The 22,456-nt window shown below is 71.3% G+C and carries 21 protein-coding genes; 8 read left to right on the plus strand and 13 right to left on the minus strand.

Going from position 1 to position 22,456, the window contains the following annotated elements; all coding sequences use genetic code 11:
• The first annotated feature begins 20 nt into the window (after positions 1–20).
• Complete coding sequence (locus tag B3S45_RS05815) at positions 21–1,814, plus strand: glycoside hydrolase family 15 protein (protein ID WP_286717954.1); 1,794 nt, start codon at positions 21–23, stop codon at positions 1,812–1,814.
• Positions 1,815–2,441: 627 nt separating this feature from the next.
• On the opposite strand, the gene B3S45_RS05820 is transcribed toward B3S45_RS05815, so the two are convergent.
• The 4 genes from B3S45_RS05820 to B3S45_RS05835 form a co-directional block, all read right to left on the minus strand.
• A complete protein-coding gene (locus B3S45_RS05820; protein WP_071045416.1) occupies positions 2,442–3,554 on the minus strand; it encodes an ABC transporter permease in 1,113 nt (370 codons plus the stop codon).
• On the minus strand, positions 3,551–4,435 hold the full coding sequence (locus tag B3S45_RS05825; protein WP_286717957.1) for an ABC transporter ATP-binding protein: 885 nt from the start codon (positions 4,433–4,435) through the stop codon (positions 3,551–3,553). The genes B3S45_RS05820 and B3S45_RS05825 overlap by 4 nt, the downstream gene beginning before the upstream one ends.
• Positions 4,436–4,544: 109 nt before the next feature.
• Positions 4,545–5,294 carry a response regulator gene (locus B3S45_RS05830; protein ID WP_286717960.1) on the minus strand — a complete coding sequence of 250 codons (750 nt, stop codon included), beginning with the start codon at positions 5,292–5,294 and terminating at the stop codon, positions 4,545–4,547.
• The gene (locus B3S45_RS05835) at positions 5,291–6,550 is read right to left on the minus strand and encodes a sensor histidine kinase (RefSeq protein ID WP_286717962.1); all 1,260 of its coding nucleotides are present in this window, start codon (positions 6,548–6,550) and stop codon (positions 5,291–5,293) included. The genes B3S45_RS05830 and B3S45_RS05835 overlap by 4 nt, the downstream gene beginning before the upstream one ends.
• 104 nt (positions 6,551–6,654) lie before the next feature.
• Between B3S45_RS05835 and B3S45_RS05840 the strand changes: the two genes are divergently transcribed.
• Entirely contained in the window at positions 6,655–7,272 is a 618-nt protein-coding gene (locus B3S45_RS05840) for a hypothetical protein (RefSeq protein ID WP_286717964.1), read from the plus strand.
• A gap of 6 nt (positions 7,273–7,278) precedes the next feature.
• Here the strand turns inward: B3S45_RS05840 and B3S45_RS05845 are convergent, their stop codons facing one another.
• Entirely contained in the window at positions 7,279–7,773 is a 495-nt protein-coding gene (locus B3S45_RS05845) for a nitroreductase/quinone reductase family protein (RefSeq protein WP_071045412.1), read from the minus strand.
• A 48-nt stretch (positions 7,774–7,821) separates the two neighbouring features.
• Positions 7,822–8,661, minus strand: a complete 840-nt coding sequence (locus B3S45_RS05850; RefSeq protein ID WP_286717968.1) for an exodeoxyribonuclease III — start codon at positions 8,659–8,661, stop codon at positions 7,822–7,824.
• 46 nt (positions 8,662–8,707) lie between these two features.
• Here B3S45_RS05850 and pyrE point away from each other — a divergent pair, with 46 nt between their 5' ends.
• Both pyrE and B3S45_RS05860 read left to right on the plus strand, forming a co-directional pair.
• A complete protein-coding gene (pyrE, locus tag B3S45_RS05855; RefSeq protein WP_071045410.1) occupies positions 8,708–9,286 on the plus strand; it encodes an orotate phosphoribosyltransferase in 579 nt (192 codons plus the stop codon).
• Positions 9,287–9,334: 48 nt separating this feature from the next.
• Positions 9,335–10,414 (plus strand): alkene reductase, encoded by a 1,080-nt coding sequence (locus B3S45_RS05860; protein ID WP_286717972.1) that lies wholly within the window; start codon positions 9,335–9,337, stop codon positions 10,412–10,414.
• A 107-nt stretch (positions 10,415–10,521) separates the two neighbouring features.
• Here B3S45_RS05860 and B3S45_RS05865 read toward each other — a convergent pair whose 3' ends face one another.
• The 4 genes from B3S45_RS05865 to B3S45_RS05880 all read right to left on the minus strand — a co-directional run bounded on the left by B3S45_RS05865 (position 10,522) and on the right by B3S45_RS05880 (position 14,349).
• Positions 10,522–11,097, minus strand: a complete 576-nt coding sequence (locus tag B3S45_RS05865; RefSeq protein ID WP_286717974.1) for a YdeI/OmpD-associated family protein — start codon at positions 11,095–11,097, stop codon at positions 10,522–10,524.
• Between the two features lie 178 nt (positions 11,098–11,275).
• Positions 11,276–12,121, minus strand: coding sequence for a carbohydrate ABC transporter permease (locus tag B3S45_RS05870; RefSeq protein WP_286717976.1), 846 nt, complete (start codon positions 12,119–12,121; stop codon positions 11,276–11,278).
• The gene (locus tag B3S45_RS05875; RefSeq protein ID WP_286717978.1) at positions 12,114–13,031 is read right to left on the minus strand and encodes a carbohydrate ABC transporter permease; all 918 of its coding nucleotides are present in this window, start codon (positions 13,029–13,031) and stop codon (positions 12,114–12,116) included. Before B3S45_RS05875 ends, B3S45_RS05870 begins: the two co-directional genes overlap by 8 nt.
• Positions 13,024–14,349 (minus strand): ABC transporter substrate-binding protein, encoded by a 1,326-nt coding sequence (locus tag B3S45_RS05880; protein ID WP_071045406.1) that lies wholly within the window; start codon positions 14,347–14,349, stop codon positions 13,024–13,026. Before B3S45_RS05880 ends, B3S45_RS05875 begins: the two co-directional genes overlap by 8 nt.
• 221 nt (positions 14,350–14,570) lie before the next feature.
• Between B3S45_RS05880 and B3S45_RS05885 the strand changes: the two genes are divergently transcribed.
• From B3S45_RS05885 to B3S45_RS05895, 3 genes are read left to right on the plus strand one after another with little or no spacing between them, the layout of a single operon-like run.
• Positions 14,571–15,992 carry an LLM class flavin-dependent oxidoreductase gene (locus B3S45_RS05885; protein ID WP_286717980.1) on the plus strand — a complete coding sequence of 474 codons (1,422 nt, stop codon included), beginning with the start codon at positions 14,571–14,573 and terminating at the stop codon, positions 15,990–15,992.
• Between the two features lie 10 nt (positions 15,993–16,002).
• Positions 16,003–17,232: an acyl-CoA dehydrogenase family protein gene (locus tag B3S45_RS05890; RefSeq protein WP_071045405.1), complete on the plus strand. Its 1,230-nt coding sequence runs from the start codon at positions 16,003–16,005 to the stop codon at positions 17,230–17,232.
• Positions 17,229–18,521 carry an acyl-CoA dehydrogenase family protein gene (locus tag B3S45_RS05895; RefSeq protein WP_286717982.1) on the plus strand — a complete coding sequence of 431 codons (1,293 nt, stop codon included), beginning with the start codon at positions 17,229–17,231 and terminating at the stop codon, positions 18,519–18,521. Before B3S45_RS05890 ends, B3S45_RS05895 begins: the two co-directional genes overlap by 4 nt.
• Here the strand turns inward: B3S45_RS05895 and B3S45_RS05900 are convergent.
• The gene (locus tag B3S45_RS05900) at positions 18,505–19,329 is read right to left on the minus strand and encodes an HAD-IIA family hydrolase (RefSeq protein ID WP_071045404.1); all 825 of its coding nucleotides are present in this window, start codon (positions 19,327–19,329) and stop codon (positions 18,505–18,507) included. The two genes, B3S45_RS05895 and B3S45_RS05900, sit on opposite strands and share 17 nt — an antisense overlap.
• A gap of 105 nt (positions 19,330–19,434) precedes the next feature.
• Between B3S45_RS05900 and B3S45_RS05905 the strand changes: the two genes are divergently transcribed.
• Entirely contained in the window at positions 19,435–20,397 is a 963-nt protein-coding gene (locus B3S45_RS05905) for an SDR family NAD(P)-dependent oxidoreductase (RefSeq protein ID WP_286717984.1), read from the plus strand.
• On the opposite strand, the gene B3S45_RS05910 is transcribed toward B3S45_RS05905, so the two are convergent.
• The gene (locus B3S45_RS05910) at positions 20,387–21,019 is read right to left on the minus strand and encodes a metal-dependent transcriptional regulator (protein ID WP_286717986.1); all 633 of its coding nucleotides are present in this window, start codon (positions 21,017–21,019) and stop codon (positions 20,387–20,389) included. The two genes, B3S45_RS05905 and B3S45_RS05910, sit on opposite strands and share 11 nt — an antisense overlap.
• Positions 21,020–21,069: 50 nt before the next feature.
• Complete coding sequence (locus B3S45_RS05915) at positions 21,070–22,104, minus strand: DUF2332 domain-containing protein (protein ID WP_286717989.1); 1,035 nt, start codon at positions 22,102–22,104, stop codon at positions 21,070–21,072.
• Positions 22,105–22,456 lie beyond the last annotated feature (352 nt).

Raw genomic sequence — 22,456 nt, forward strand, 5'->3', positions numbered from 1 at the left:
ACTGCTCCCGGGAGGCTGCCGTGCCCGCACCCATCGAGGACTACGCTCTGCTCAGCGACTGCCGCACCGCGGCGCTCGTCTCGCGCGAGGGCAGCATCGACTGGTTCTGTCCGCCCCGCTACGACGCCGCCTCGGTCTTCGGTGCCCTTCTCGGTGACGAGGACCACGGCAGATGGATGCTTCGACCCGCCGACCCGCACGCGACGCCGACGCGCCGCTACGACGGTGACACCTTCACCCTCGTCACCCGATGGGAGAGCGTGGACGGTGTCGCCGAGGTGCACGAGTTCATGCCGATCGACGGCGACCGCACCGACATCGTGCGCCGCATCGTCGGCGTCTCGGGCGAGGTCGCCTTCGATCACGAGCTCGTGGTCCGGTTCGACTACGCGCGCTCCGTGCCGTGGGTGCGTCAGATCGGCGACGACGAAGCGCCCGCGCTGCTGGGGATCGCCGGACCCGACGCGGTCGTCGTGCGGGGTGCCCGCCTCCGCGCCGTCGACCACCGGCATCGCGGCACCGTGACGGTCGGGCCCGGCGACGAGGTCGATGTGACGCTGACGTGGTTCGCATCCCACCTGCCGACCCCGCCGCCGGTCGACGTCGACGCCGTCCGCGCGTCGACGCAGTCGTTCTGGGGCGACTTCGCCGAGACGATCGAGCACCACGGACCGCACCACGAGGAGGTCGTGCGGTCGCTGCTGGTGCTCCGGGCGCTCACCCACCTCGACACCGGCGGGATCGTCGCCGCGGCGACCACGTCGCTGCCCGAGGACTTCGGCGGGTCCCGCAACTGGGACTACCGCTATGTGTGGCTGCGCGACGCATCCCTCACCCTCGAGGCGCTGCTCGAGCACGGCTTCACGCGCATCGCGTTCCGCTGGCGGCGCTGGCTGCTGCGGGCGGTCGCCGGAGACCCCGCCGACGTGCAGATCATGTACGGCATCGCGGGGGAGCGGGAGCTGCCCGAGAGCGAGCTGACGAGCCTGCCCGGATACGAGGGGTCGGCGCCGGTGCGCCTCGGCAACGGTGCCTACACGCAGTTCCAGGCCGACGTGATCGGCGAGGTGATGGTCGCTCTCGAGGCGGCCCGCAACGCCGGCGTCGACGAGTCGGACTTCTCGTGGGCGCTGCAGAAGGCCCTGCTGGATCAGGTCGTGGAGTGGTTCGACCGACCCGACTGCGGCATCTGGGAGATCCGCGGCGAGGAGACGATGTTCACCCACTCGCGGGCGATGGTGTGGGCGGCGCTCGACCGTGGTGTGCGCGCCGTGAGGGAGACGGGGCTGCCGGGGGACGCATCCACGTGGGAGCTCCTGCGCGACCGGGTGCGCGAGGAGATCGACGCGAACGGCTTCGACGCGGAGCGAGGGCACTTCGTGCAGCATTACGGCTCGACGGAGGTCGACGCGTCGCTGCTGCTCCTGCCCCAGGTGGGCTTCTGCGACCACGACGACCCGCGCATGCTCGGCACCGTCGCCGAGATGGAGCGCACGCTCATGCGCGACGGCTTCCTGCTGCGCTACCTCACCGACAGCGGCGTCGACGGCCTCCCCGGCGACGAGCATCCCTTCCTCGCCTGCACGTTCTGGCTCGTCGAGCAGTACGCCAGCAGCGGCCGGCTCGACGACGCCGATGAGCTGATGAATCGGGCGTGCGCCGTCGCGAACGACGTCGGGCTGCTGTCGGAGGAGTACGACGTCGGGCGCGACCGCCACGCCGGGAACACCCCTCAGGCCCTGTCGCACCTCGCCCTCGTGCGCGCCGCGGATGCCCTCGTCGGCCACTCCGGTCGCGCCGCCTACCGCGTCTGACCCGCCCCCGCCTCGGCCGGACGCGCCGTCGCCCCGGGTCGGCGGACCCGTCGTCCTCCCGGACCCCCTTGTGCACCAATTCAGGCTGCGCGGTGACGAAGTAGCCGATTCCGGGCCCGGGGCCAGATTCGGCCGCGCCGAGCCTGAGTTGGTGCACACCGCGCGCGGGTCCGCTCCGCCCGGCCGCATCCCCGGCGGGGTCGGCGGGGACGGTGGGGACGGTGGGGTCAGCGGGGCGGGCAGGGCCGGTGGGGACGGTGGGGACGGTGGGGACGGTGGGGACGGCAGGGCTGGTGGGGACGGCAGGGCTGGTGGGGACGGTGGGGCCGGCAGGGCCGGTGGGGACGGCCGGAGGAGAACCTCCTGCGCGCCTCAGCCGCTCCGCCCGCCCCACCGCCCGTACACCCAGCCGCCGGCGCTGCCGCCTCCGCCGGCCCTGCCGCCTCCGCCCGCCCTGTCGGTCGCACACCACGTGCACCAATTCAGGCCCTGAGGGGACGAAGCGGCGCCGGGACCGGGATTCACCCGGGCCCGACGCCCGCCAGCCTGAGTACGTGCACGTGCACGTGCGCCGCCGTCCGCCGCCCGCCGTCCGCCGCCGTCCGGCGTGCGCCGACCGCCCGCGCGTCAGCGGGAGAGGGCCTCGGAGAGCTTGACGCGGGCGCCCATGCGCAGCAGCGAGTTCTCGTAGATCTTCGCGGCGACGATGATCGCTCCGAGGCACGTGGCGATGAGGATCGCCAGCGACAGCAGCGGCTCCCACCACTGGGCCTCGCCGAGGAACATGCGCATGGGCATTCCCACCGGCGCCGAGAAGGGCACGTACGACATGATCCCGAGCACGACGGGGTTCTCGTAGAAGAAGATCACGAGGAAGTACGGCGCCATGATCAGCATCGTGAGCGGCGTGGTGGTCGAGCCGATGTCCTCCTGGCGCGAGACCATCGACGCGGCGGCGGCGAACAGCGTCGCCAGCAGCACGAAGCCGAAGAAGAAGAACACCGCGAACCAGGCGATCGGCGCCCCGAGGCCCTGCAGCAACTCGGACTGTCCCGTGACGGTCAGGCCCACCACGGCGATCGCCACGAGGATGAGGATCTCCCCCATCGCGAGGATCGTGTTCCCGATCACCTTTCCGGCCAGCAGCGAGCGCACCGGGATCGCCGAGATGAGCAGCTCGACCACGCGCGTCTGCTTCTCCTCGACCACCGATTGCGCGATGGTCCCGCCGAACAGGGATGCCGCCATGAGGAAGACCACGCCGAAACCGATGGCGGCGACGAACCCGAGCGCATCCGACCCGGCGTCGGGGTCGAGCAGCTCCACGGTGGGCAGCTGCGACAGGGAGAGCAGCAGATTGGTCGGCGGGCTGGATTCGGCGACGACCGTGAAGCCCGTCGGCGACGCGGAATCGCCCACGATGGCCGCGTCGACCTCGCCGGAGCTCACGAGCTCGCGCGCTTCGGCGTCGGATGCGGCGTCGGTCACGTCGACGCCGGGCACGTCCGCGACGTACTGCTGTGCGTCGGACGTCACCGCGACGGGCGTGCCGGAGGTGTTCTGCGCGGTGAAGCCGCCCCACAGCACCAGCGCGAGCGCGCCCACGAAGAGGATCGCGAACGAGATGATGAAGGCCTTGCTGCGCAGCTTCGAGCCGATCTCCCGCTCGGCGACGAGCCAGACGCTCTGCGCCGTCGTGGGGCCGGCCGTCGTGGGGCCGGCGGTCGGGGTGGCGTTCACTGGATGACCTCCTTGAAGATCTGCGACAGGGTCGGATGCTGCGGGGCGAAGCTGGCGACGTCGCCCTGGGCGACGGCGCGGCGGAGCACCCGCTGGGCCGTCTCGTCGGAATCGGCGTCGAACACGGCGTAGCCGCCGTCGAAGTCGCGCACCTCGACGCCCTCTTCGTCGCGCAGCCACCCGGCGTCGCCGGTGGAGACGAGCTCGTAGCGGCGCTGCGCGTGGGCGGCGCGCAGCTCGTCGCGTGCGCCCTTGGCCCGGATGGTGCCGCCGGCGATGATGACGAGGTCGTCGCACAGCCGCTCGACGACGTCGAGCTGGTGCGAGCTGAACAGCACGGATGCGCCCGCGGCGGCCCGCTCCTGCAGGACGGCGGCGACCACTTCGACGGCGAGCGGGTCGAGACCCGAGAAGGGCTCGTCGAGGATGAGCACGTCGGGGTCGTGCACGAGAGCTGCGGCGATCTGTGCGCGCTGCCGGTTTCCGAGCGACAGCGTCTCGATGTTGTCGCCGAGGCGCTCGCCGAGACCGAGGTCTTCCAGCAGTGCACGCGCGCGCGATTCGGCGTCTGCCTTGCCGAAGCCGTGCAGGCGGGCGAGATAGACGATGTGCTCGAGCACCTTCATCTTCGGGTACAGGCCGCGCTCTTCGGGCATGTACCCGAACCGCCGTCGGTCGGCGGAGGTGACCGTCGCGCCGTCGAGCGTCACGGTTCCGGCGTCACCGCCGAGCACACCGAGCACGATGCGCATCGTGGTGGTCTTGCCGGCGCCGTTGCCGCCGACGAATCCGGTCAGGCGTCCGGGGGCGACGTCGAACGTGACGTCGTCGAGCACCCGGCGCTCGCCGTAGCTCTTGGTGAGGCCCTGCAGTCGCAGCATGTCGCGCTCCTTCCGGCGGAGATCTTCCACCGACACCGACGCTACAAACCCGGGCCGATGTGGACATCCCCCCGTGGGCGGGTCGTCGCCTCCCTCCCGGGGAGGAGGATCAGACCAGGCCGTGCCGGTGCGCGTAGACGACGGCCGCGACGCGGTCGCGGGCGCCGAGCTTCTGCAGCACGTTCGAGACGTGCGTCTTCACCGTCGCCTCGCCGATGTAGAGCCGCTGGGCGATCTCGGCATTGCTCAGCGCCTGCGCGACCAGCCGCAGCACCTCGGCCTCGCGCTCGGTCAGCTCCGCCGCCGGCACGGCATCCGGCGTGCCCGCGACGCCGCCCGCGCCGCCCGCGCCGGAGGAAGTGGATGCCGCCGACGCCGCCGCGGACGACGCTGCCGCGGGCGGTGCATCCGACGGCGTGGCGTCGGTGGCCGCATCCGTGCCCGCGAAGCGCGCGATCACGCGACGGGTCACCTCGGGGGCCAGCAGCGCGTCGCCCGAGGCGAGCACGCGCACGGCGTGCACGAGCTCCTCGGGGCCGGCGTTCTTGAGCACGAACCCGCTCGCTCCGGCCGACAGGGCGCGGAAGAGGTAGTCGTCGCGGTCGAAGGTGGTCACGATCACGATCGCCGGTCCGTCGGCGGCGCCCGCGACGATCCGTCGGGTGGCGTCGATGCCGTCCATGTCGGGCATCTGCACGTCCATGCAGATCACGTCGGGGTGCAGGGTGGATGCGGCGGCGACCGCCTCGGCGCCGGTGCCGGCCTCGCCGACGACGTCGATCTCTCCCGTCGCCTCGAGGATCATGCGGAACCCCGCGCGCATGACGGCGTGGTCGTCGACCAGCAGCACCCGGATCACGCGGCGACCTCCGCGGTGATGGGCACGTGCGCGCGCACGAGGAACCCGCCGCGCTCGCGGGGCGCGGCGGTGAGGGTGCCGCCGATCGCGGCCGCGCGCTCGCGCATCCCCACGATGCCGAGCCCGGAGCGCGGTGACAGGACGGTTCGTCCGGTGTTGGTGATCTCGAGCTCGACGCCGTCGTCGGTGTAGCGCAGCCGCACCTCGGCGGTGGCGCCGGGGCCGCCATGGCGGCGCGCGTTCGTGAGCGCCTCCTGGGCGATGCGATACAGGCTCACCTCGGTGACGGCGGTCAGCGGATGCGGTTCCCCGACCGTCGTGAGTGTCGTGGGCAGTCCGTGGTCGCGGGCGTGGGCGACGAGGTCGCCGAGGCCGGCGAGGGTGAGGGTGGAGCCGTCGACCGGCTCGGCGTCGTCGGTGCGGAGCGTCTCCAGCAGGTGCCGCAGTTCCGACAGGGCGCCGCGGGCGGAATCCTCCACGCCCGCGAGGGCGGCGCGGGCGGCGGCGGGGTCCCGATCGAGCACCGCGCGTGCGGCACCGGCCTGCACCCCCATCGCCGAGACGTGGTGGGCGACGACGTCGTGGAGTTCGCGGGCGATGCGCACCCGGTCGAGGGCGACCGCCTGCGCCGTCGTCACCTCGCGCTCGCGCTCGAGCTCACGTGTGCGCTGCTCGAGGGCGGTGCGCTGCTCGGCGGCGGTGAAGGCGCGCTCGCCCATGTAGTAGGCGCCGCCGAAGAAGGCGGCGTTGATGAGGAACTGCAGGATCATGAAGGCCGCGAAGGGCGAGAACAGTCCGGCTTGCGACAGCGCCTCGTCGGAGGGGTCGATCGCGGCGCGGAAGGTCGTGACGATCAGCCACACGAACATGCCGGCGATGATGCCCGTGCGCACGATCGTGGCTCGCCGGCGATCGACAAGCCACGCGCCGACGGTGTAGAAGCTCACGAAGATGGCGATGTTGCCGACGTAGACCTCGGGAATGCGGGCGGTCATGCCCACGAAGTACGTCACGGCGACGGCGATCGCGACCGTGGCGGGATAGCGCCGCCGCACCGCGAGCGGGGCGGTGAGGGCGAGCGCGTAGACGAGGCCCCACTCGGGGCCGGGGGCATCGCCGCCGAAGATCCCGGCGACGGAGTTCAGCGCGATGCTGAGCACGGCGGCGATGAACAGTCCCGCGGCGAGCCAGACATCTGACCGCAGCGATGCGCGGGTGGTCGCGCGCACACCGCGCGCGCTGTCGAGGGCGGACATTCCTCCACCGTACGGGCGGCATCGGCGGCGGACATCCCTCGGACGGCGGAGATCCCGCGGCGGGGCGGGATGTGCTGGTTGACTGTGCGGGGGAGGGGAGCCGGATGAACGACCGAACGCGTCGCCGCCGCGAGCATCGCGAAGCGTCGACGTCACGCCGTCAGGACGGCCGCGTCGGCGTCGCCATGGTCGGCATGGCGGTCGTCGTCTGGTGGCCCGCCTTCACCCTCGGCGCGTGGGGGGACCTGTTCTTCGACCAGCTGCTCGCCGTCTGGGCGGCGGCCACGGCGGCGTTCGTCTTCGTGCTCGTCGAGCGTCGCCCCGTCGGCGTGCGGCTGCTGCGCGCGTTCCTGCTGCTGCTTCCGAGCGTGTGGCTGGCGCTGATGTTCTTCATCAACGACGAGGAGGAGGACCTCTTCGTCTTCCTCATCGATCTCGGTGCGATCCTCGCTGTGCTGATCGGGCTGCCGTTCACGCTGTGGCTGCTCGTGCGGATCGTGTGGCCGGAGTTCGGCGACGAGACGCGCGTGAGCACGAAGTGGCTGATCGCGCTGGTCGTGGTCGGGGTGGCGGTGGCGTCGTTCCTGCTGGGCCTGAACCACAAGGCGTTCCTCACGTGCGAGGACTTCACCGAGAGCGGCAACTCCGCCCCGCTGGACTGCACGCCCGAACCGGAGGAGACGCCGGACCCCGCGCCGACGCCGACGACGTCGGCGAAATGAGCCCGGTCACGCGTGGCCGGATGAGGCGACGCGCAGCACGAGCGCGTCGGTGACCCCGAAGATCGCGATCGCCGCCCGATCCTTCTGCGCCATCGGCGTGGTCTCGATCGGCACCACCCGCGGATCGACGACCTCGATCTCCTCGCCGCGCGTGATCAGCGTCGCACCTCCTGCGGCGAGCACGTTCCGAAGCCACTGCGTGCCCGGGCCGTAGGGGATGGTGACGTAGAAGAGGTCGCCCTCCCGGTGCGTGCCGATGGGGGTCTCGTAGACCGTTCCCGACCTGCGGCCGCGGTGACGGATGATCGTCCACGGCGACTCCGTCGTGCCGGCGGTGCGCATCGCGCCGCGGTTCATCACGTCGCGCTGGATCACGCGGGCCGCCCGCAGCACGGACGGATTCTTCGTTCGGACGCCGACGACGAAGGCGGCCAGCACGGCGACGGCGCCCACGAGCGCAACGGTGAGGACGGAGAGCAGGACACGCGCGAGCGGCTTCATGCGACCAGCTTCCCGAGCCGTCCGCGGTGCCACAACCCCGGGAGCGTGTCAGAAGATCATCGGGCGGTCGTCGTCTTCCGCGCCGTCGAGGTCGAGATCGACGACCACCGGCACATGATCGCTCGGCCCCTCGCCCTTGCGCTCGTCGCGATGGATGGATGCGCCCGTCACCGCGTCGGCGAAGGTCTCCGATCCGAGGATGAAGTCGATGCGCAGGCCCTCGTTGCGGGGGAAGCGGAGCCGCTTGTAGTCCCAGTACGTGTAGCCGGTGGGGATGAGCGGGCGCACCACGTCGACCACGCCCGCGGAGGTGAGGGATGCGAAGGCCTGCCGCTCCGGCGGCGACACGTGCGTGGAGAAGCCCGGCACGATCGCGGGGTCTCCGTTGTCGGCGTCGGTGGGCGCGATGTTGTAGTCGCCGACCAGCGCGAGGGGCAGGTCGGGGTCGGCCGCGAGCACGTCTCGCGTGTGCTTCTCGAGGGCGGCGAGCCAGTGCAGCTTGTAGTCGTAGTGCGGATCGCCGAGGCCCCGGCCGTTCGGCACGTACAGGCTCCACACCCGCACGCCGGCGGTGGTCACCCCGATGGCGCGCGCCTCCTGCGGCGCATCCGGCCCCTCGTGCCCCTTCGCGAACCCGGGCATGCCCGGGAAGGCGGTCTCGACGTCGGTCATGGGTTCGCGGCTGGCGACGGCGACGCCGTTCCACTGGGAGAAGCCGTGCGCGCGCACCTCGAATCCGGCGGCTTCGAACGCCTCGTAGGGGAACTGCTCCTCCTTGCACTTGATCTCCTGCATCGCCAGCACGTCGATGTGCTCGCGGACGGCGAAGTCGACGATGCGGTCGACGCGGGCGCGGATCGAGTTGACGTTCCAGGTGGCCAGGCGCATGGATTCCAGCCTAGGCGCGCCCGCCGACTCTCCTAGACTCGACACCATGACCGCCGCCTCCACCGCAGACCTCGAGATCGACCGGCAGAACCTCATCGCGCTGATCAAGGCCGAGGCCGTGTTCCACGGCGACTTCACCCTCTCCAGCGGCAAGAAGGCGTCGTACTACGTCGACATGCGCAAGCTCACGCTCGACCACCGTGCGGCGCCGGCGATCGGGCGCATCATGCTCGACCTCATCCGCGACGTCGACGGCATCGTCGCGGTGGGCGGTCTCACGCTGGGGGCGGATCCCATCGCCAACGCCGTGATGCACGAGTCGGCCCGCACCGATGCGCCGCTCGACGCGTTCGTCGTGCGCAAGGAGCCGAAGGACCACGGGCGCGGGCGGCAGGTCGAGGGGGCGGATGTCGCCGGCAAGCGCGTCGTGGTCGTCGAAGACACCTCCACCACCGGTCAGTCGGCGCTGAAGGCGGTCGAGGCACTCCGGCGCGAGGGCGCCGAGCCCGTCGCGGTCGCGGTCATCGTCGACCGCAAGACGGGTGCGCAGGCCGCGGTCGAGGCGGCGGGCCTGCAGTGGCTCGCCGCCGTGGATCTCGACGACCTGGGTCTCGCCCCGCAGTAGGTCCCGGCTCGGGAATACGGCGTCGCGGCGCCGTCGTTGGCGGTCACCATGGATCTCTACTCTCCCGCGACCTTCGGATCGCTGCACCTCGCCAACCGCGTCGTCATGGCGCCGCTCACCCGCACCCGCGCGGGTGCCGACGGCGTGCCCACCGACGCGATGGTCGAGTACTACCGGCAGCGCGCCGGGCAGGGGCTCATCGTCAGTGAGGGCGTGTGGCCTGTCGCGGAGGGCATGTCCTACCCCGGCCAACCGGGCATCGAGACGCCCGAGCAGATCGAGGGCTGGCGCCTGGTCGCCGACGCGGTGCATGCCGCCGGCGGCGTCATCGTCATGCAGCTGATGCACGGCGGTCGTGTCTCGCACACCGCGATCACCGGCACCGAGCGGATCGTCGCGCCGAGCGCCCTGCCGGCTCCGGGACAGACGCGAACCCCCGAGGGCAAGGTCGACATGCCCGTCCCGCACGCGCTGGAGACCGACGAGATCCCCGCCGTGATCGCGCAGTTCGCGCAGGCCGCCCGCAACGCGGTCGCGGCCGGGTTCGACGGCGTCGAGGTGCACGGCGCGAACGGCTACCTCGTGCACGAGTTCCTCTCGCCCGCCTCGAACGTGCGCGAAGACACCTACGGTGGATCGCCCGAGGCGCGGGCGCGTTTCGCCGTCGAGGTGACGGAAGCCGTCGCCGCGGCCGTCGGCGCGGACCGAACCGGCATCCGCCTGTCGCCGCAGCACAACATCCAGGGTGTCCTCGAGCCGGATGACGCCGACGCGCGCGCGACCTACGCCGCGCTCGCGGCCGGGCTCGCGCCCCTCGGGCTGGCGTTCGTCGACATCCTCCACGCCCACCCCCAGGGCGACCTCGTGCAGCGCATCCGCCGCAGCGTCGGTGCACCGGTGATCCTGAACTCCGGGTTCTCGTCCCCCACCACGCGGGAGGAGGCCGAGGCCCTCGTCGCCGAGGGCTGGGCCGACGCGGTCGGCGTGGGGCGCCCCGTCATCGCTAACCCCGACCTCGTGCACCGCTGGCAGCAGCGCGCCGACCTGAACGAACCGCGCCCCGAGCTCTTCTACGGCCGCACCGCTGAGGGGTACACCGACTACCCGGCGCTCGCCGCGGTCTCCTGACGCATCTCAGTCGTCGCGGCGGCGGATCCAGACGACGATCCACGTGATGAGCGTGCCCAGCAGGATCACCGCGGAGCTTCCCAGCAGCAGAGTCTGTTCGAACTCGCTCATGAGGGGCGCCTTCCTTCCCGGGCGGCGGTGACGATGCTCGTGATGCGGGCCAGGCGCGTGGCAGGGCGCCGCGCCAGATCGACCTGAGCGATGCCGAACTTGCGCGCCGAGGGCGGGAATGCATCCCACGCGGCGCGAGCCGCCCCGTCGGCGTCGAGGGCGGCCGCGAGGTCGTCGGGCTCGCGGAGCGCCTCGGAGTTGTCCAGCACGCTCCACGATCCGTTCTCGCGGGCGACGGCGATCGCCCGCCGTCCGGCGTCGGTCATCTCGCCGGTGGCCTCGAGGTCGACCACGCGTGCCTTGTTCGTCGCCGCCCAGCCGCTGCGCGGCCGGCGCGGTGAGAACCACAGGCCGCCGAGGCGCTCGTCGAACGAGCGGGTGGGGCCGTCGATCCATCCGAAGCACAGCGCCTGCCGGATCGCGTCTTCATAGGCGACGACGGTGGCGTCGGACCCGGGACGCGCGCGCACCAGCCACGCGCCGGTCGAGGTGGTGTGGTTCTCGACCAGCCACGCCCGCCACGCCACGGCGTCGGCCACGACCACGCGCTCCCCGTCGTCGAGTGCACCCATGCCGCCGACCCTACGCGCGCCCGCCGACGTCGCGTCCGAGTTCAGTCGCGTCGCCTGCGCCGCCCCATCCGCCGTTCATAACTCCGCAATATCGCTCGGTCACAGCCCCGACAACCCCCAGAGAGCGTCGCGACGCAGATTCTTGCGGAGTTGTGAACGACGAGGGGCGGGTGACGGCTCAGCGCACGGCGCCGGAGGTCAGCCCGCCGACGAGCCAGCGCTGGAAGAAGACGGCGGCAGCGAACACCGGCAGCACGCCGATGACGGATGCGGCGGCGATCTTGCCGAAATGGGGCGTGCGTTCGCCGTAGAACAGCGAGAGCACCACCGGGAGCGTCTGCGCGTCGGGGTTCTGCGTGAGGAAGGCCGCCAGCAGGAACTCGTTGTAGTTCAGCACCCCGACGATGATGCCGATGGCCGCCAGCGCCGGAGCGACCAGCGGGGTCACGATCCACGTGAGCACCCGGAACGACCCGGCGCCGTCCAGCCGGGCGGCCTCCTCGATCTCGCTGGGGAGTTTCCGGAGGAACCCCTCGAGCAGCCAGATCGCGACCGGCACGTTCACCAGGGCGTACACGAGGGTGAGGCCCCACAGGGTGTTGTTGGCCCCGATCACGCGGAGCAGGGTGAACAGCGGCACGACCGCGACGATCGGCGGCAGCAGCCAGGGGCTCATCAGCGTGCCGGCGAGGGTGGTTCCACCGGTGCGGAACCGCACGATCGCCCAGGCTCCGGGCAGGGCGATCGCCAGGGTGAGGGTCGCGCCGCCGATAGCGGCCACGAGGGAGTTCCCGATGCCCTGCAGCAGGTCCGAGCCGGTCAGCACATCCACCCAGTTCGAGAACTGCGGGACGGCGGGCACGAGCACCCCCTGACCGGTCTCGTCCCGTCCCATGAGCGAGACCGACACGAGGTAGAGCAAGGGCGTCACGAAGAAGGCGAGGAGCACCGCGAGCACCACCGTGGCTGCTGCGCCGCGGGATCCGGTCGTGCGGCGTGGCCGGTCGAGGATGCGGTCACTCATGATTCGCCTGCCATCGTCGAGCCACGAGTGCGACGGGGATGGTGACCGCCGTCACGAGCACGGCCAGAAGGAGCGTGATGACGGCCGCCTTGCCCACGTCGAACTCCCGCAGCGCCGCCTGGTAGATGAGATACGACGTGGTGGTCGTGGCCTGTCCGGGGCCGCCGGAGGTCATCATGAAGACCAGGTCGAACACCTTGAAGGCGAGCACCAGCCGGATGAAGAAGGCCGCCGCGACGACCCCGGAAACGGCGGGCAGGGTGATGTGGCGGAGCTTGCCGAACCCGTGTGCGCCGTCGAGCGATGCGGCCTCGAGCGTCTGCGGGTCCTGGGCGAGGAGTGCCGTGAACACCAGCAGAGCCACGAGGGGCGTCCACTCCCAGACGTCGGCGACGGCGATCGCCGGGAGCGCCCACAGCGTCGACGACAGGGGCGCGATGGTCTCGGAGGGCAGCCCGATGAGTCCGAGGAGGGTCGCGAGGAGCCCGCCCCCGGGGTTGTAGATGAGCTTCCAGAGCGTGCCCACGATCACGGGAGGTGTGATGAGCGGGAGGAGGAGGAGCGTGCGCACGAGCGCCCCGCTCCGCACAGCGCCGTGGAGCGCGAGCGCGGCGACCACCCCGAGCACGAGGCTCGCAGACGATACCGCCAGGGCGTATGCGAGGGTGCGCCACAGCGACGCGACGGCGTCGGCATCTGTGAGCACCTGCTCGAACGTGGCCGTGCCGACGAACTCCTGGAACGGCCTGCCGAGAGACGATTCCGTGAACGCGGCAGCCACGATGAACAGCAGCGGATACGCCCCGAGCACGAGCAGCGCGAGCACGCTCGGTGAGACGAACAGGCGGTGCGCCCACGCCGGCCCCCGAGGGAGGCGCCGTGGGCGCACCGTCGCGGATGCGTCAGCCAAGGAGCTCTTCCCACTCCGCCTGCGCGGCATCCAGTGCCTCCTGCGCGGTGACCTCACCCGCGACGAGCTTGGCGAGCTCGTCGGTGAGCACCTCGGCCGCCTGCGTGGCGTTCTTGCCGGTGGGCCAGGCGAGTGCGCCGTCGAGGGTGGCGCGGTTGACGCGCTGCAGGTCGGGATAGGCCTGTCCGTACGCCTCACTCTCGAGCGAGGAGATGCGGTTGGGGTCGATACCGGTCTGCGGGTCGGCGACGAGCAGTTCCTCGTTGATCTCGCTCGAGGCTGCCCACTGGATGAAGTCCCGCGCGAGCTCGGTCTTGTCGGTGTGGGCCGCGATCACCCAGGTGAACCCGGCCACGAGCGATGCGCGCGCCTGGGTGTTCTCCCCGCCGACGGGGAGCAGCGTGACGCCCCAGCCGTCGGCCACCGTGGAGTCGGGGTTGATCTGCGAGCCCACGCCGAGGTCGGTCCAGTTCTCGATGAACGCCGCGTTGCCCGCGTACCACGCGGAGTTGCCTTCGCCGAAGGCGGTCTCGGTGGGTGTGGGGTAGGCGGATTCCAGTGCGTCGGCCAGGGACTGCGCTGCCGCCACGGCCTCCGGGGAGTTGATCACGGGTGCGCCCGCGTCGTCGACGAACTCGCCACCGAACCCCGCAAGGCGGTTGGCGAAGCTCGCTCCCAGGATGAGCGGGGACTTCTGGCCGAAGATCACGTTGCCGTAGACGCCGTCGGCTCCCTCGTTCTCGGTGATCACGCGCGACTGCTCGACGTACTCGTCCCATGTCGCGGGCGGAGCGTCGAAGCCGTTCCGCTGCAGGATCTCGGTGTTGTAGAAGAGCACGTGGGTGTCGCCGTCGAACGGCAGCCCGTACCGGCGATCCTCCACCAGGGTGTACGGATCGTAGATCGAGGGGATGAAGTCGTCTTCGTCGGCGGCGGGGTCGCTCGCGATCCAGTCGGTGAGGTCCTGGATCGAGCCGGAGTCAGCCAGGTCTCCGATCGAGACGTACCAGGGCGCCGCAACGTCGATCGTGTTCGCGCCCGACTGCTGGTCGAGCGCCAGGGTGTTGCCGATCTCGTCGTAGGGGACGATCACCGGGTTGATGCGCACCCCCGTCTCGGCCTCGTAGCGCTCCGCGAGGAGGTCGGAGGCGCCCTCGTGCGATGAGATGAGCAGCACGGTCAGCTCCTGCTCGCCGGCAGCGTCCGATGCGTCGGCGTCGCCGCCGGCGCACGAGGCCAGCATGACCGCGGAGGCGGCGACGACGGTGGGGACGGCGAACCTGCGCAGCGTGCGTGCGCGGCGTGACGAATCGGACATGGCGAGCCTCTCGGATGGATGCGGTGCGCGGCGAGGGCCGCACGAGAGGACATTGTGGAGCGAGCGATACCGGCGCAGCATGCCCGCTCGTAAGACGGCGACATCGTGTGACGTCCTGTGTCGCAGCGTGTCGGCGTGTGTCGGGCTCGTCTCCCGTCGTGAGGGACCGTTGATAGCTTTCCCGCGGCGCGCCGCTTTCGGCGCAGGAAGGAAGGTGCCCGGTGACCAAGCCGATCATCCTCAACGCGTTCGAGATGAGCTGCGTGACCCACCAGGCGCCGGGCCTGTGGCGGCATCCCGACAACCGAGCGGATGAGTATCACCGCCTGGACTACTGGATCGACTTGGCGAAGCTGCTCGAACGAGGCGGTTTCGACGCGATCTTCCTGGCTGACGTGCTCGGGGTGTACGACGTCTACCGCGACTCCGTCGCGCCCGCCCTGCGCGACGCCGCGCAGGTGCCCGTCGGGGATCCGCTGCTGCAGATCCCGGCGATGGCGGCGGTCACCGAGCGTCTCGGCTTCGGAGTGACGGTCGCGACGACGTACGCCCAGCCCTACGCGCTGGCGCGCACGCTCACGACGCTCGACCACTTCACCGGCGGCCGAATCGGCTGGAACGTCGTGACGTCCTACCTCGCCAGCGCCGCGCGCAACCTCGGACTCGGCGACCAGATCGCGCACGACGACCGCTATGGCATCGCCGACGAGTTCCTGGATGTCGTCTACAAGCTGTGGGAGGGATCGTGGGAAGACGGCGCCGTGCTCCGCGATCGTGACACCGGCGTCTTCACCGACCCCGAGAAGGTGCACCCGATCGACCATCGCGGTGAGCACTTCGACGTGCCCGGCATCCACCTCGGCGAGCCGTCGCCCCAGCGCACCCCCGTGATCTTCCAGGCGGGCGCGTCGCCCCGTGGGCAGGAGTTCGCCGCTCGCCACGGGGAGGCCATCTTCATCAACGGGCTTGCCCCCGAACTCACCCGCCGCACCACCGACGGCATCCGTGACAAGGCCCGCGCCGCCGGGCGCGATGGTGACGACGTGAAGATCCTCACCCTCGCCACCGTCATCGTCGCCGAGACGGACGAGCTGGCGAGAGCGAAGCACGACGACTTTCGTCGGTACGTCTCGCTCGAGGGCTCTCTCGCTCTGTACGGCGGCTGGTCGGGGATCGACCTCGCCGCGCTCGACCCCGACGAGCCGCTCCGGTACGTCGATACGGATGCCGCCCGCTCCGCCCTGTCGATCTTCACCAAGGCCGACCCCACCCGCGAGTGGACACCGCGCGACATCGCCGAGTACGTCGGCATCGGCGGCATCGGCGCGGTCATCGTCGGAAGCCCGACCACCGTGGCCGACGAGCTGGAGAGATGGGTCGACGTCGGTGGGGTCGACGGATTCAACCTCGCCTACGTCATCACGCCCGGCACGTTCGAGGACATCGCCGAGCACCTCACGCCCGAGCTGCGTCGGCGGGGTCTTCTCGCCGCCGACGCCCGCCCCGGCGCCACGCTGCGCGAGCGGCTCTCCGGCAGCGCCGTGGTGCCCGAGTGGCACCCGGCGCACGCGTATCGGGGTGCGTTCGCCGGTTCGCGCACCGCCGCCGACGGCGGCGCATCCCTCGTTCCCACCACCGTCTGAGGAGAAACGCATGATCGCCACCACCAGCCTCGCCCCGCCCCGTACCCACTGGTCGGGCATCGCCACCGACGCGGAGCTCGCGCGATGGGATGCCGTGGCCGAGGCCGTCGCCGAGACGCTCGGCGCCGACGCCCTCGCCCGGGACCGCGCCAACGCGCAGCCGTTCGCCGAGGCTCGGCTGCTGCAGGATGCCGCTCTCACGACCCTGCTCGATCCCGTCGAGTTCGGCGGCGGCGGGGCCCACTGGGAGACCGCCGCGAGGGTGGTGCGCATCATCGCCCGACGCGACGCCTCGATCGCGCAGCTGCTCGGATACCACTACATCAACGAGGCGAACATCGCGCTGGTCGCCGCGCCCGACGAGCGGGAGCGCTGGTTCCGCTCCTCGATCGACGGCCGCTGGATCTGGGGCGACTCGGTCAACCCGGTGGATCCGAACCTGACGCTCACGGTGGACGGCGACGGCTACCGCCTCGACGGCTTCAAGCGGTACTCCACCGGGTCGGGAGTCGGTGAGGCGCTGCTCATCAACGCTGTTGTCGAAGACGGCCCGGACGCGGGAGCGTTCGCCTACCTGGTGCTCCCCCATGGGCATCCCGGCGTCGAGCTCGTGGACGACTGGGACAACCTGGGCCAGCGGCTGTCGGCCAGCAACACCGTGACCTACCGAAACGTGCGCGTCGACCCGGAGCATGTTCTCGGGTTCGGCACCGACGAGCCGATCCAGAGCTTCGTGACACCCGGCATCCAGCTGATGTTCGGCAATCTCTACCTCGGAATCGCGGAGGGCGCGCTCGCGCAGGCGCGCGACCTGACCGTTGCGCGGCCGAACGCGTGGTTCCTGTCCGAGGCCTCCACCTACCGGGACGACCCGTTCGTCCGACGTCTCTATGGCGAGCTCGTGTCGAAGACGGCTGCGGTGTCGGCGCTCGCCGATCGGGTGAACCGCCGATTCGACGAGACCATCGCCCTCGGCGCCGACGTCTCCGCGAAGGACCGCGCACGACTTGCCGTCGAGGTCGCGCAGCTCAAGGTGGTCGCCAGCGACACCGCCACCGACGTCGCCCACCGCGTGTTCGAAGCGACCGGCACGAGTTCGACGGCGAGCCGCGTGGGTCTCGACCTGCACTGGCGCAACATCCGCACGCACTCCCTGCACGACCCGGTCGACTACAAGAAACTCGAAGTGGGAGCCCACTTTCTCACCGGTGCCGTCCAGCCGATCTCCCTGTACACGTGAACGGCCAGACGGTGGCGGCCCCTCTCCGCACGGATTTCACCGACCAGGTGTGGGCGGCGGTGCCGCGAGACCTCGAGGAACGGTTCCGCCCGACAGTGGAGCGCATCGCCGAGGAGGCGGCAGCTCGTGACCGCGGGCGAGATCTGCCGTTCGATGCGGTGCGCGAGCTGCGCGACCTCGGCATCGGACGCGCGCGCGTCGCCGTCGAGGAGGGCGGGCTCGGCGCCGACTGGGCGAGCCTCACACCGCTGCTGATCGCGATCGCGGCCGCCGACGCGAACGTGCCGCAGATCTTCCGCGGCCACTTCGCGCTCGTCGAGCAGGCGCTCACGACATCCGACCGCGGATTCGGAGACCGGTGGATCCGGCGTGTGGTGGACGGCCAGCTCACCGGCAACGCGTGGAGCGAAGCATCCGGATCGACCACGTCACGCGCCGGCACCGAGCTGCGCGCCGACGTCGGCGGCACCCTGCGGGTGAGCGGACGCAAGTTCTACACCACCGGCAGCATCTTCGCGGAATGGACCGACGCGGTCGCTCATCGTGTTGCGGACGGCGTCGATGTCGCGGTGCTCGTGCGGCTCGATCAGCCCGGAGTGACCGTGAGCGACGACTGGGACGGATTCGGGCAGCGAGGCACGGGGACCGGCACCATCGTGTTCGATGACGCCGTTGTCGACGCCGCCGACGTGCTGCCCGTGGCCGAACGCTTCGGATACCAGACGGCGCTCTACCAGCTGGTGCTGCTGAGCGTGCTGGCGGGGATCGCGCATCGGGCGGTTTCCGATGCGGCGGATGCGGTGCGGTCGCGAGCGCGGGTGTACAGCCACGGAACGGCCGATCGCGCGCAGGACGACGTGCAGATCCAGGCTCTGATCGGTGAGCTCGCGGCCTCCGCCTACGCGGTCGAGTCGACGGTGCACGCCGTGGCAGGCGCCGTCGACGACGCCGTCGCCGCCGCGCGAGCGGTGCGCGACGACCCCGGTGACGAGGCGCTGCGAGAGCGCGCGCGGGCGGCCGACGCGATCGCGGAGATCCGGGCTGCACAGGCGCAGTCGTTCGCCACCGGTGCGGTGCAGACGATCGCATCGCGCCTGTTCGACGCGCTGGGTGCCTCATCCACGGCGCGCGGCGCGTCGCTCGACCGGCATTGGCGGAACGCCCGCACGGTCTCGAGCCACAATCCGGTGCTCTACAAGAACCGCTGGGTCGGCGCGTGGGTGCTCACCGGCGACCTGCCGCAGCCGCTCTGGGCGGTGGGGAGCCCGAGCGTCACAGCCCGTGGGTGACTTCGCCCTCGGGCATCTCGGCCTCGATCGGGTGGTCGGCGAGCAGTTCGGCGACGGAGTCCAGGATCTCGTCGGGGCGGAACGGGTAGCGCTCGATCTCGGCGTCATCGGAGATGCCGGTGCGCACCAGCACGGTGTGCAGGCCCGCTTCGATCCCGGCCACGACGTCGGTGTCCATCCGGTCGCCGATCATGCCGGTGTTCTCGGAGTGCGCGCCGATGCGGTTCAGAGCCGAGCGGAACATCATGGGGTTCGGCTTGCCGACGACATACGGCTCCTTGCCCGTCGCCTTCGAGATGAGGGCCGAGATCGCCCCGGTCGCCGGCAGCACGCCCTCGACGGAGGGGCCGGTGGCGTCGGGGTTGGTGGCGATGAACCGGGCGCCGCCGCGGATGAAGCGGATCGCCTTCGTGATCGCCTCGAAGGAGTAGTTGCGCGTCTCGCCGATCACCACGTAGTCCGGATCGGTCTCGGTCATGATGAAACCGGCCTCGTGGAGAGCGGTCGTCAGGCCCGCCTCGCCGATGACGAAGGCGCTGCCGCCCGGCATCTGCGAACGCAGGAAGTCGGCGGTCGCGAGGGCGGAGGTCCAGATGGCCTCCTCGGGCACGACGAGACCGGATGCGCGCAGTCGCGCACTGAGGTCGCGCGGCGTGAAGATCGAATTGTTCGTGAGAACCAGGAACGGCACACCGAGATCCCGCCACTGCTGGAGAAGCTCGGATGCGCCGGGGATGGGGGTGTTCTCATGGACGAGCACGCCGTCCATGTCGGTGAGCCAGCATTCGACCTCGTCACGGGTGCGCATGGGCACAGCCTATGCGGCGCGGCCCGCGCTGTCCGACGAGAGGCCGACCGCGACGCGCCCGCGCGCCCCATTCCGCATCGGGCATGTGCGGCATAGGGTCGTCGTGTGAGTGGACCCGAGTGGCATCTCCCCGACCTCACCGGCCGGACGTACCTCGTCACGGGTTCCAACGCGGGTCTCGGCTACTTCTCGTGCGAACACCTCGTGCGGGCCGGGGCGGACGTGATCATGTCGGCGCGCAATCCCGCTCGCCTCGCCGCGGCTCGCGCGGCCCTCTTCCGCCGGGTGCCCGAGGCTGCCGGACACGATGCGGTCGAGTCCCTCGTCATCGACACCAGCAACTCCGGCTCGCTGCGCGCCGCCGCCGCCACCCTCCGCAGCCGCGGCGCGCTCGACGGCGTGCTGCTGAATGCCGGCATCGTGCACCCGCCGAAACGGCGCACTCTCACGCGCGACGGCAACGAGCTCGTCTTCGCCACCAACGTGCTCGGCCATTTCGCGCTGGCCGGCGAGTTGCTTCCCGCGCTCGCCGCGGCGGGTGGGCGGATGGTGTGGGTGGGGAGCATGTCGACCTCGATGTGGCGATACGACCCGGTCGACCCGCAGCTGTCGGAGGGCTACACGCCCTGGCGCGCCTACGTGCAGTCGAAGATCGCGACCAGCTCGCTCGGGTTCGAAGCCGACCGCCGCCTGCGCGGCGCCGACGTGGCGGTCGCGAGCGTCGTGGCGCATCCGGGCTATTCCACCAGCGGACGCACCGCCGGCATCCGCGGCGTGAACAACCCCTCCCGGCTGACGCGGTTCGCCGACAACATCCAGGCGCCCGTCACCCAGTCCAAGGAGGTCGGCGCGCAGCCCCTCGTGCACGCGCTGGCGGCATCCGATGTCGCCGGGGGCGAGTACTGGGGACCGCGCGCCCGGCTTCGGGGCGAGCCTCGACGCGGCACGTCGTCGCGCGTCACCCAGGACCGTGAGGTCGCCGCGCGCATCTGGGAGGTGTGCGAGCACGCGACCGGCGTCGCCTGGCCCTTCGCCAAAGCCGCCAAGACCAAGCGGCTCAGGCGCTGAGCCACACCGCCTGTCGCACGTCGTCGTCCAGCGCCGTCTCCGCGTCGCCGACCCGCACGCCGGCCGCCGTCACGGTGACCTCGGTGGCGACCGTCATCCCGGCCGCTTCGGCGACGCGCAGCACGTCGGCGTCGCGGTCGCTCACGCGCAGCACCCGGCCGGTGTGGCCGGCCGCCGCATCCGCGAGCAGCACGAACGGCTCGCGCACGACCGTTCCGTCGGCCCGCGGGATCGCGTCGCCGTGCGGGTCGAACAGCGGATGACCGAGCAGGTCGTCGATGCCGGCCAGAAGTCGGTCGCTGATCGCATGCTCGAGCACCTCGGCTTCGTCGTGCACCTCGTCCCACGCGTAGTCGAACTCGCGCACGAGCCAGGTCTCGATGAGGCGGTGGCGGCGAATGATGGCGGCCGCACGGCGCTCGCCGGTCGCCGTCAGCGAGACCGGGCCGTAAGGGCGGTGCGTCACCAGCCCGAGGCTCGCGAGCTTCTTCACCATCTCGGTCACGCTCGAGGGGGCAAGCCCGAGTACGCCGGCCAGCTGGGACGGCGTCATGCGCTCGTCCTGCCACTCGGTGTGGTGGTAGATCGTCTTCAGGTAGTCGTCGACGGCGGGAGAGGCCACCGCTCCAGGCTACTCACGGCGGCGTCTCCGGCGCCGTCGCGAGGACGGCGTCATCCCGCGAAGGGGCGGGTTTCGTAGACGGCGCCGTGCTGTCCGGCGAGGGCCACCGCGCGCCCGTCGACGGACTGGACGAAGCGGCGGGCGGTATCCGCGTCGGCGGGAACCTGCGCGTCGATCTCGGGATACGTGCCCGCCGACTCGTTCGACAGCCACACCACGCGTCGGCCCAGGCGCTCGCCGAGAGACAGCGCGAGGCTGGCGAAACGCGCACGCGAAGGTGTATTGAGGTAGAGGAGCACAGCGCTGTGGAACAGCACCAGCGTCGCGTCTGCGGGGGACTCGGCGGCGAGGGTCGTCACGCGCTCGAGCAGGTCGCCGGTGTCGACGCGCGGCCGATCCGCCGCGGCGATCGCGGCCGCTCCGCGCAGGCGGGCGACGCGCGCATCGTGATCGGGGCCCGGCCAGACGAGCGTGGCGAGCCACGCGACGGCGTCGGGGTCGGCGGGGTCGATCGGTGCCAGGTCGATGCCGGCGCGCCATTCGATGTGAGGCATGCGTGTGGGGGCATCCCGTGCGTCGTCGATACGGCACTCCAGCAGCACGGCGCTCGGGCCGCCCGCGGGGTGCAGGTCATGCACGCCGGCGGGAGAGAGGAACCGATACGAGTACCGGTCGGGGAGCAGGCACAGGCCGGCCGCTGCACCGACCTCGAGGAGGGCTACCGGGCCGTCAATGCGCGACAGCACCGGCAGCAGCGTCGCGCACCGTCCGACTTCGTTGGTCTGGGTGGCGCGGACCGACGCGGTGGCGAGGACCGCATCCCAGTTCTCGACGAGCCACGATCGCCATCTCTCGTAGTCGTCGAGCGGGGCACCCACCCAGCGCGCGGCGGCGAAGAGGAGATTGGCCTGCTGCAGGCGCGGCGGGAGACTGCCGATGCGCATGATCATGTCCGGGTCGGCGGCGATCCCGGCGGCCCACTCCTCGTAGAGCGGCGACGTGCCGTGCGCCCATCGCCGGGCGAAGTCGTCGTAGTACGCGACGAGACGTTCGGCGTCGTCGGGCATCGGTCGGGCGTGCACCATGGCCGCACCCTACGCCCGCGTCGTCCGCCGCGTCCGGTCCACCCGGCATCTCCCGGCCCGGTCCCACCGGCACCCCGCCCCGCCCCGCCCGCCGTTCCGCCGCCCGGTTCGCCGCCCTTCCGCCCCCCGTCCCGCCCCCGTTCCGCCCCCCGTTCCGCCCCGCATCGCGCACCGTGCACCAGCTCAGGCTGCGCGAGGCCGTTTGCCGCGATTCCCGCCCGGGAGGGGCCTCACCGAACCACCCAGCCTGAGTTGGTGCACGTCGGTGGGAGGAGGCGCGCGTCCCGGCGCCGCGTTGATCCCCCGTCCGCCTTCCGCTCACGGGCATTCCCGGTGCCGTCGACATTCCTGG

This window comes from Microbacterium sp. UBA1612 (assembly GCF_002321605.1).
In the GTDB taxonomy this organism is placed as follows: domain Bacteria; phylum Actinomycetota; class Actinomycetes; order Actinomycetales; family Microbacteriaceae; genus Microbacterium; species Microbacterium luteum.